9 protein-coding genes are annotated in these 10021 nt (G+C 58.9%); 3 read left to right on the top strand and 6 right to left on the bottom strand.

Features of this window, described 5'->3' with window-relative positions; all coding sequences use genetic code 11:
• Positions 1–33: 33 nt before the first annotated feature.
• Positions 34–798, bottom strand: coding sequence for a GntR family transcriptional regulator (locus tag ACLI1M_RS08865; RefSeq protein WP_086588313.1), 765 nt, complete (start codon positions 796–798; stop codon positions 34–36).
• Positions 799–996: 198 nt separating this feature from the next.
• On the opposite strand from ACLI1M_RS08865, the gene ACLI1M_RS08860 reads away from it, so the two are divergent.
• Positions 997–1533 carry a hypothetical protein gene (locus ACLI1M_RS08860; RefSeq protein ID WP_200288763.1) on the top strand — a complete coding sequence of 179 codons (537 nt, stop codon included), beginning with the start codon at positions 997–999 and terminating at the stop codon, positions 1531–1533.
• Here ACLI1M_RS08860 and ACLI1M_RS08855 read toward each other — a convergent pair.
• From ACLI1M_RS08855 to ACLI1M_RS08840, 4 genes are all read right to left on the bottom strand, one after another.
• Positions 1530–2549: an LLM class flavin-dependent oxidoreductase gene (locus tag ACLI1M_RS08855; protein ID WP_200288764.1), complete on the bottom strand. Its 1020-nt coding sequence runs from the start codon at positions 2547–2549 to the stop codon at positions 1530–1532. The genes ACLI1M_RS08860 and ACLI1M_RS08855 overlap by 4 nt on opposite strands.
• 186 nt (positions 2550–2735) lie before the next feature.
• On the bottom strand, positions 2736–4136 hold the full coding sequence (gene brnQ, locus ACLI1M_RS08850; RefSeq protein WP_200288765.1) for a branched-chain amino acid transport system II carrier protein: 1401 nt from the start codon (positions 4134–4136) through the stop codon (positions 2736–2738).
• Between the two features lie 205 nt (positions 4137–4341).
• Positions 4342–5472, bottom strand: a complete 1131-nt coding sequence (locus ACLI1M_RS08845) for a MalY/PatB family protein (RefSeq protein WP_408918506.1) — start codon at positions 5470–5472, stop codon at positions 4342–4344.
• 91 nt (positions 5473–5563) lie between these two features.
• Positions 5564–7453 (bottom strand): ABC transporter ATP-binding protein, encoded by a 1890-nt coding sequence (locus tag ACLI1M_RS08840; protein WP_239207883.1) that lies wholly within the window; start codon positions 7451–7453, stop codon positions 5564–5566.
• A 181-nt stretch (positions 7454–7634) separates the two neighbouring features.
• On the opposite strand from ACLI1M_RS08840, the gene ACLI1M_RS08835 reads away from it, so the two are divergent.
• Complete coding sequence (locus tag ACLI1M_RS08835) at positions 7635–8183, top strand: hypothetical protein (protein WP_239205090.1); 549 nt, start codon at positions 7635–7637, stop codon at positions 8181–8183.
• Entirely contained in the window at positions 8180–8716 is a 537-nt protein-coding gene (idi, locus tag ACLI1M_RS08830) for an isopentenyl-diphosphate Delta-isomerase (protein WP_239205092.1), read from the top strand. The genes ACLI1M_RS08835 and idi overlap by 4 nt, the downstream gene beginning before the upstream one ends.
• Here the strand turns inward: idi and ACLI1M_RS08825 are convergent, their stop codons facing one another.
• The gene (locus tag ACLI1M_RS08825; protein WP_239207882.1) at positions 8717–10015 is read right to left on the bottom strand and encodes a carboxylesterase family protein; all 1299 of its coding nucleotides are present in this window, start codon (positions 10013–10015) and stop codon (positions 8717–8719) included. It lies immediately after the preceding gene.
• Positions 10016–10021: the final 6 nt, after the last annotated feature.

The raw sequence follows: 10021 nt of genomic DNA, 5'->3' as shown, positions 1-10021 counted from the left end.
CAGGGTAGCCGGTGGGGATAGCTGCCGTGAAACTTATGCAAAATTTCCTGGAGTGGGGATAACTTCTAGGGGTGAAACGCCCCCGCGTACGTTGTTCATAGCCAGCTTCATGCGGTCCGCGCGATAGAGGTATACCGCCAATTCCACCGGTTCGCCGGAGTGGTTGGATATTTCCATCTGGAGCCGCCACAGTGGGGTGCCAGTGGCTACTTCAAGTGCCTCGGCATCCTCGGCCGTGGCTTCCTCCAACGTGAGTTCGCGGCGCACATTATCAAAGTCCACGCCGCATTCGTGCAGGTGCGCATGAATAGAGCCGGCATCCGCGTCGAAGTCCAAGATGTGCTTTCCCACCACCATGGGGAAATACATGCGCTCAATGGCAATGGGGTGGTCCTCGGTATAGCGCACGCGGTGGACAAAGACCACATTTTGTTCTGGGTCCACACGCAGAAAACGAGTGATTTCCCGCGGCGCACGGCGGCGAGCCAGCCACAGGGTGTGCTGTTGGGGATCCGCGTCATATTCGCTGAGCCAGCTGGAGATGGAATAGATGGATTCAAAAAGCTCTGCCTGGGTAGAGGCTAAAACGGTGGAGCGTCGCCCGCGGCCGGAGGAAACCAGCCCTTCCGCGCGCAAAGCCGCAACCGCTTGGCGCACGGGTCCGCGGGAAGAAGAAAACTTCTCGCATAAATCTGCTTCGCTAGGTAGAAAATGGCCTGGTTGCAGCACGCCAGAGCGGATCTGTTCTCGCAGGTAGTCCGCGATCTTTTTATGTTGCTGTTTATCGCGTGGGCTCATTCAACCTTTGTCCTTAGTCTCTCCGGGGCTTTTCGCAGCGGAGCGAAACACGTCAATGTTATTCCATTTTGCTAGGGTGCGCTAACGCAACAGCGTCACTAAGAAACTACGCGCTATTTGAGTGAAAAGGCACTAAATAAAATCACGCGCCGCTCTATCAGCGCTAGGTGGGTGGGAAGCACGCTAGGCTAAGTCTTCGTGAACGAGAGCACCGAAACTATTGAAGTACGCGAAGCCGGCGGTACCGCGCGCCTAGGCAAGGCAGTGACGGTGGCTGTCATTATCGCCGTCGCGCTGCTGCTAATCGGTGGAGTGCTTATTTACTCGGCGCTGCAGGAGCCGGCCGACACACGCTTGCATACCGTTTACCTCATTGCCGCGCTCATGCCCTTAGGCGGGGCGCTGTGCGCGATGCTGGCGGTGGTAGCCTCCGCGCGGCGCCGAGCTCGTGCGCTGCTGCGCATTGGCGAGGATATTTCCTTGCCACTCCAGCGGACTAGGTATCCGGCCGCTGAGCTAGACCGCATGCAGTTCTATTCGCTCGAGCCGGGCCAAAATTTCCTGGCCCTGATTCCGCGTGGGGTACGCGTTTCTACCTTGGACGAAGCGCAGCAGTATTCGGTGCGATTGCCGGAGCAGGCGAACCTGGGACCGCGGGAGCTTGAGGGAAAACTCCGGGAACGGTTCCCCGAGGTCCCCATTGACCACCTAGGCCACGTAAGGGCTGAAGGCTAGCTCGGGGTGCCGGCTACGCGTGCCGGATCGAGCTGCCAGCCCTGTGCGAGCAGTTGCATATTCTTGATTACTTCCTCGTGTGAGCTGGACTGCAAGGAAACCATCAGCTCATCGGCCTTAGCGTGCTTCTGGAAGGTCTCGAGGTAGTTTGCCACCTCATCGGCGGTGCCCACGGCGGAGTACTTCAGCATGTCTAGGATCTGCTGGCCCTGGTAAGAGCCGATAATCTGCTCCACCTGCTCATCGGTGAGGTGCTTGCCGCGGCCGGCGAAGGCCTTGACGCGGTTGAAACACACGCGCTCGTATTCCTCCTGCGCCTGTTGGGTGGTCTCGGCGGCGGTGACGTTGACTCCGGCGATGAGGTAGGGCTTGCTGAAGCGCTCGGAAGGCTGGAAGTTCTCGCGGTAGTAGGTGGTAGCCTGCTCGAGGTGCTGCGGGGCAAAGTGAGAAGCAAAGGCATAAGGCAGGCCGAGCTTGGCGGCTAGCGAGGCGCCGAACATGGACGAGCCCAAAATATAGATCGGCACGTTGGTATTGGCACCTGGAACGGCGCTGACCCCCGGGATATAAGACTTGCCCTCGAGATAGGAGTTGAGCTCTTTGACGTCTTCGGGGAAGCGTTCGGCAGAGTGGGCGTCGCGGCGCAGGGCGCGGCCCAGGGTATTCATATCCGTGCCGGGTGCGCGGCCTACGCCTAAGTCGATGCGCTTGGGATACATCTCCTCCAAAGTGCCGAATTGCTCGGCGATGACATAAGGGGAGTGGTTAGGCAGCATCACTCCGCCGGAACCCAAGCGAATGCGCTCGGTCTTCGCACCAATGTGGGCGATGAGCACGGCCGGAGAAGAAGACATGATGGACTTCATATTGTGGTGCTCGGTGTACCACATGCGAGAATAGCCCAGCTTTTCTGCTTCCTGTGCCAACTGCACGGAGCGGGCGATGGATTGTGCTGGGGTCTCGCCCTCATAAATGGTGCAGAAGTCCAAGACGGAAAGATGCGCGCGTTCGGTCACGGGGAGAGCCTTCCTTTTGCTTTCGGTAAATCCTGTCTAAGTTCTCTTCTTCCAACGGTACGCGCCGCCTGACTATTCCGGGCGGGGCTATACCGCATCGCCGCAGGGGCCTGTTGACATAAAAATCCCCTCCGCCTCGGCACCGTGGTGAGGTGTGGAGTGGGAGGGGGAGGTAGGAAGGAGAGACTAAGCCTCAGCGAGGGCGTCGGCCTCCGCCGGCTCTGTTGCCGGTGGGTTGGCGGCCTCGTGCTTCTCGCCTGCCTTGGTGGCGATATCGACAACGAGGCCGATGACTGCCGCGATGGCGGTAGGGACGATCCAGCCGAGGTCTACGGACTGGCCAGGAGCCAAGCTCAAGAGGGGATCGAGTGCGTCGGTTCCCCAGCCCTGATCTGCGATAACGGACAAGGCCGACCACAGCACCGATACCCACAGTGCCAAACGGTAGGTCCAATAAAAGACCACGGACTTTTTCACCACTGGTTGGATCAGGGTGAGGAAGATAAGGGAAATAGCTGGTGGATACAGGAAAGTAATGAAGGGCACTGCAATGGACAGCACCGTCTCCAGCCCCTGGAAGGCGAAGAGAATGGACAGTGCGGTAAAGAGGCAGGCCCAGACGTGGTACTTCACCTTAGGCACAAGCATTTCGAAGAAGGCGGAGGTGGAGGTGATAAGGCCCACCGCGGTGGTCATGCAGGCCAGGATGACGATGGCGGAGAAGACGACCTGGCCGATGGTGCCCATGGTGAGATTTGCGGCGTCGGCAAGCAGGGGCGCTCCTGACTCATAGGACTGGCCATTGGGAATGGTTTGGCCTACCCACGCCAAGCCCAGATAGATAGCGGCCAGCAAAGCGCCAGCAACCAGAGCGGCAGTAATGGTGCCGTTAACCAGGGACTTCTTGGTCTTAAAACCCTTGGAACGCAAAGCGCCGACAATGACGATGGAAAAGGCCAGACCCGCAATGGCATCCATCGTGTTATAGCCCTCAAAAAGGCCGGTGACCATGGGGGAAGAAGTATAGTCCGCAGTAGGTGCTTGGGGATCGCGGGGATTGTTGAAAGCTGCCAAGGCGATGAGGACAACCAACAACGCCACCAAAGCCGGGGTGAGGAACTTACCCAAGGTATCGATAATGGAATTTGGCTTCCAAGACAGTGCTAGGGCGATAAGGAAAAAGACCACATTGAAGATGCCATTGGCCATGGTTCCCTCCCAGCCCAGCAGCGGGGTGATGGCGGTTTCCATGGAAACGGCGCCGGTGCGCGGCAGGGCGTAGAAGGCGCCGATGGCAAGGTAGGCCATTACAGAAAAGACGAGGCCGAAAAGCGCGCCACCGTTGGAGCTCAGGTCGCGCACGGAGCGGCCCGAAATGGAGACGGCAACAATGGCTAGGACCGGAAGGAGCACGCCGGCGGCGAGGAAGCCGAGGACGGCGGGCCAAAAATTGGTGCCGGCCGAAACTCCCACCATGGGTGGGAAGATGAGGTTGCCGGCGCCGAAGAACATCGAAAACAGCATCAACGACGCAATTACGATGGTGGCGACGGGCTTTGCAGTGCTTGACGCGACTGGGGTAGCCATGGTGGCTCCTTAATTTTCCATGTACAGCTAGAATGTGAGGAAGCTTTCCTTATTCCGCCGAGGGGTGATGGCGGGGTGGGGTGCGTCTCCGCGGTCCGAGGTGGCGGGTCACGCCTGTTCGTGTAATGAGACATTACCGCCCACATGGTGAGAAATCAAAGTGTGGGGGTGACGCAGAATACATGGTTGACCCAGCCGGGCCGACCTAATCGAGTGCGGCGAAGGCACGCTCCATGCGGTCGAGTGCCTCCTCCAAAATCTCGCGCGAGGTAGAGAAATTCAACCGCGCATGGCCCGGACCGCCGGTGCCAAAGGTATCGCCCTCATTGAGCGCGACCTTCGCATTCTCCCGCAACCACTTGGCCGGCTGCGGATTGCCGCCGATAGCGGTATCAGCAAAATCCAACCACAGCAGGTAGGTGGCCTCCGGCTTGCTGGTCTTTAAACCACGGATGCGCTGCGGCAGCTCCTCCACCAACCAATCGCGGGTCTGCCGCAGGTACGCTATTTCTTCATCGAGGAAGTCGCCGCACTCGCGGTAGGCAGTCTCCGCAGCAAGCACGCCCAAGGTGCCCGTGCCATCCTTGGCCACCCCAGTAAGGTCATTCCACGTGTGTACATCGGACGTATTGGAGAAAATAATCTGCGCGCACTTTAGCCCGGCAGTATTAAAAGCCTTGGAGGTAGCGGTTACCGTGATGGTGCGCTCGGCAGCCGCCGCGCTCAGCGACGCCACCGGGATATGCCGCCCCTCATAGACCAGTGGGGCATGGATTTCATCGGCCAGGATGCGCGCATCATATTTTTCCGCCAGTTCTACCAAGCCGGTGAGGTAGTCCTCGTCCAAGACACGGCCGAGCGGGTTATAAGGGTTGGCTAGCAAAATAGAGCCAGCGCCCTGCTGGAAGGCGCGCTCAATATCATCGAGCTCCAAGCTGGTCTCGATCTTTTCGCGGCCAGCGGTGCGCGGCAGCTCCAGCAGCGGAGGGTAGGAAGGCACTGGCGCGATGACCGGGGAACCTTCGCGGGTAAAGTACTGCACTCCTAGCAAAAGACCCCGCACTACATCCCCAATCCAGAAAATATGCTCCGGGATAGGGCGCCAGCCATAGCGTGTGTCATAGAAATTAGCCACAGCCTCGCGCAGTCCTGAGGCCTTGGGTGCTGGGGTATAGCCGAAGGTTTCCCTATCCACCATCTCTTCCAACGCCTTCTTGATAGCGGGCGCGGTGGGGAAGTCGGACTCCGCAATCCACAGTGGCAACACATCTTCTTCGAAGACGGTCCACTTGCGGGTTCCGCGGGCTTGCAATTCTTCTAGGCTAGGAAACTCCATGGCTACAACCTTAACGCGAAGCCCGCGGCCACCCCAGCGCATTTATGCGCTTTTATTCAACTGGCTTATCTTCCCGCGACGGTGCAGGCTCCTAGACATCTGCCTCCTCTTCCTCCTCGGATTCGGAGGCGTGGCCGGAGACAAAGCCATATTTTTTCAACCTGCGGCGGTCTGCGGCCGAGGTGGATTGAGTGAGTTTGAGCAGTTCGGCATAAATGCCACCGGATTGAGCCAGCTCGGCCGGCGAGCCCATCTCATCGATGCGGCCGCGGTCCAAGGTGATGATGGTATCGACGTCCGCAATGGTGGACAACCGGTGGGCAATAATAAGCGTGGTCCGGTCCTTCATCAGCTCATCCAAACCGGCCTGCACGGCGCGCTCGGACTTGGTATCAAGCGCCGAGGTGGCCTCGTCCAATACCAAAATGGGGGCGTCTTTAAGCATGGCGCGGGCAACGGAGACGCGCTGCTTTTGTCCACCGGAAAGCTTAAGGCCGCGCTCACCAATAACGGTGTCATAGCCATCCGGGAAGGCCCGGATAAACTCATGGGCATTGGCGCGCTTGGCGACGTCCACGATTTCTTCCTCCGTGGCACCCGGCTTGCCGTAGGCGATATTTTCGCGAATGGTGCCGGAGAAAAGATAAGACTCCTGGAAGACTACGCCCACCGAGGCGCGCAGGCGCGAGGCAGTGAGATCGTCTACCCGGTGGCCTAGCACATCGAGGTGCCCCGCTGAGGGGTGGTAAAGGCCCAAAAGCAGGTTCACCAAGGTCGATTTGCCGCCGCCGGACTCGCCCACGAGTGCTACCTTATGGCCCTCAGCGGCCGCGAAGGAAATATCCTCCACCACGGGCTTGCCCTCCTCATAGGCGAAGGAAACGTGCTGAAAGGAAAACACCGGCGCGCCGGGTGTGGGCTCGAGCGGGCGAACCGGCGTGAGATCCAGCTGCGGGGTATGCGAACCGGTGGTGGCGGCCACCAGTTCGCGCGGGGCGGTGGGCTCGAGCTCTTCTTCCATTACCTTGAAGTAGTCCTTCGAACCGGCTATTGCGCGCTGGGCGGTATCGACAATCCAGCTCATCATAAAGACCGGCTGCTTCGCACTGGAGACCATCTGCAGCAACATGACCATATCGCCCAAGGAAAAATGCCCCTCCAGCGTGCGCCAGAAGATAACGCCGTAGATACCTAGGAAGATAAACGCCATGGCCAGACCGCGGAAGGTATCCATCATGTGCCACCAGCGCGATTGCGGCTTAGTGGTATCCACCACGGTGCGGTAGCGCGTAGCAAAGTGGAAAAGCTCGCGGGTCTCGCTCACAAAGGACTTGGCCACCTTGACCTGGCCTATGACCTCCGCAAAGCGGCCATTAGCCTGGTCAATATTCTCATTTTTAATGGCCTCAAATTTCTGCCAGCGCTTCGAGGTCAGCGCGGTAAGCCACATATATACCGGGAAGAGGAGAGCCAGCAGGATGGCCAGCGGCCAGTAGAACCACGCGGTAATGGCTAATACCGCGAGGGTTTGAATGATCATCGTGAAGAAGTTATTGGCAAAGGACTGCACGAACTGCGTGATATTGGCAATCGAGCGATCCAGCCGGGCGATGATCGTGCCGGTGACCTGGTTATCGTAATAGCCCTGCGGGAGCGCGAGCAGCTTGGCAAAGTAGCGGGTAGACAAAATCTCGCGCAGGCGCGAGACCATGACATCGCCGATGTAGCCACCAATATTGCGGAAGAGGGCATTGGCGGCGTCGGCAAGAAAAAGCGCCACAGCCAATAACAACACGGTGCGCAGCGCATCGCCGGCCGGGGCGTCCGTCTGCAGCGCCTCTACGATCGTATCGGTAGCGTGGCGCGTCAAAAAGGGCGATATCAGTGCTAGGACTGCGGTGACCGTGGCAGCTAGTAGCACGCCCAAGTAATAGGGCCACAGGGCAGAAGCACTGCGAGTAATGCGCAAGATGGAATTCATAAAACCACACTCAATTCAAAAAGGCGGGTAGTGCGCGATTTTAAGGGAGGAGAGATTTAAGCGACTGCCTAGTATGCCACATGCGGGGTTCACGGGAGTAAATGCCTAAGTTCCGGAAAGATTAGGCTAAGGTACTTGTGCAGAAATACAACAATCTTCGCGTGCAAAGGATCCATCCACGGTGAAAAAATCTCACATACTCGGCGCAGGCGTGGTCAGCGCTCTCGCCGTGACCCTGACCGGATGTAGTGTTCTCCAGCCGGAAGAAACAGGGCTCGGGGACAATATCACCGTCTCCAGCTCCGAAGAAGCCCCGTACGAGGCCAAGGACACCGATGACAAAGAGGTCACTTCTAACCTTGCCGAGCCGGTAAAGGATAAGGGCTTGGGCGTGAGCTGGGAACTGCAGGGAGTGTATTCCGATAACAATTCCGGCGGCTCCGTAGTGACCATCCTGCTGAAGAATGAAAACGACGTTCCCTTGCCGGTCGACGCCTTTGAAGATCCCACCCTCGAACGCGCCGACGGCAATGGTGGCTGGGCCAAGATTAATTCCTTGCCCTATGACGAGCAGTCTGCCCCGGATGTGGAGCCACCAGGACTCGACCACCCGTTGGGAGCGGGTGCCTCGGTGAATCTGCAATACCGCTACGACGTCACTCCTGGCAACCTGTGGAATGCGCGCCTCCACGTAGGCAACGTGACCTGGGTAGGAGACCTTAATCTATGACGGAACTTGTAGTCTTGGCCTCTGCCGCGGGCGAACCCATCGGCACCGCTCCCAAGGCCGAAGTTCATACCTCCGATACCCCGCTGCACTTTGCCTTCTCCGCCTGGCTAACCTGCGGCGGCAAAGTGCTAGTCACGCGCCGCGCGCTGAGCAAACTCACCTGGCCTGGCGTGTGGACCAATGCTTTTTGCGGCCACCCCGCTCCCGGCGAGGAGAATACGGCTGCAGTACTGCGCCGCGCCTCCTTTGAGCTAGGCATCGCGCCTTCAGATCTATCCGCCCCGCGGCTTATCCTGCCGGATTTTTCTTATCGCGCGGTGGATTCTTCAGGCACGGTAGAAAACGAAATCTGCCCGGTATTTACCGTCGAGCTTGCCCCCGATGCGCAGTGGGAGCCCAATCCCGAGGAAGTAGATTCCTACCAGTGGGTCGAGCCGGCCCGGCTTTTTGCTGCCGCCGATGCCATGCCTGGCGTCTTTAGCCCGTGGATGATTGATGAGCTAGCGGACGAAAAGCTGCGTGCTGCGCTGTAATTACAGCTCCTCGTCGTTATAAAAGGCCGCGGCCACATAGTCCAAGGTGGCATAGGCTAGGCGACGCTCGCCCGTATCGAGGTCAAATTCCAGCACCTGGTGGTCATCGCCATATCTGGGGAATCCGGGCTCACCCGTGGTGGCAAAATGGCGTAGCCACTCGTTGAGCTCTTCGGCGGGGGCGTTGTTTTCCCCTTCGCTACCATTGCCGCCAAAAAGTGGGCCGAGCTCGGCGCAGTGCACTGCGGGGGCATTAGTGCGGGTAAATTCCATCATCCACGTAGGTCCTGGAGCATACTCGGCTACCTGGGCGGTCCAACGTCGCACTGCGGCATCACCGATAAGCCGGCCCATCGGCCGCTGCGGATCCACATAATGCGCCAGTTGCCGCCACTGCTTGAAGCGCCCCTGCGAAATCCCAAACTTGGGCGAAAGATAGCTGGTAATAAAGCCCGCCAGGGCCATCTTGTCAATGCGCTGGGCTGTGGGCATGTCATAGAACTCATCGCGGGTAGATGTCACCACGATAGGGATATCCGCCAGTTCTTCGGCCCGCAGTGGCGCGGGGCCCAACGCGACATCGAAGCGATATTTCTTGCGGAATTTGGCATACCCTTTGGCCAGCGATTCTGGGTCCATTTTTTCTAAAGCCTGGCGCGTGACCGGCACACCTAGAGCCTTGCGCAGGTCGGTGACGCGGTGCTCGAAGCGGTCGCGTGGGAATGCCGGCGAGAGCGCCAGCACGCGGCGGAAACCGCCCCGGAAGTGATCGCGGCGTGCGAGCCACAAGCTTATCGCCGCCCCAGCGGATTGGCCTACCAAGGTGATATTGGTTTTATCGCCACCAAAGGCCTCGATATTGTGCTGCAGCCACTCCAAAGCTAGGAGGCAGTCATCGATGGCGCGGTAGCGGTCCGCCTCATCGCCGTCAAAGCGCACGAAACCAGCCAACCCCACCCGATAACCGACGTTGACTTGGATTACACCGTGACGGGCATTCTTTGTCCCCGAAAGCCGCGGATCCTCGTGCGATCCGTGCTCGTAGCGCCCGCCGTGAACATAGACCACCACAGGGCAGTCGTTGGCATCGGCAGGAGTGGTAATGGACAAAGCAATATCTTCTGGGTGCGGCTCGCGGGCATCCTGATCGACGCTGCGATCATATGGCTCGGCAGGAGAGTAGGGGCTGGGGATGTTGCAATAGCGCACCGAATGGAAATAGTGCAGGCCATCTCGGCGCACGCCGGTGATCCGGCCGGAAGCGGTGGCGACGGTAACAGGAATCTGGGCGCTCGACATGTCAGC

The organism is Corynebacterium sp. LaCa54 (genome assembly GCF_046717495.1).
Lineage (GTDB): Bacteria > Actinomycetota > Actinomycetes > Mycobacteriales > Mycobacteriaceae > Corynebacterium > Corynebacterium kefirresidentii.
Note: the sequence above shows the minus strand (reverse complement) of the source record. Positions and strands in the feature narration are given on the sequence as shown.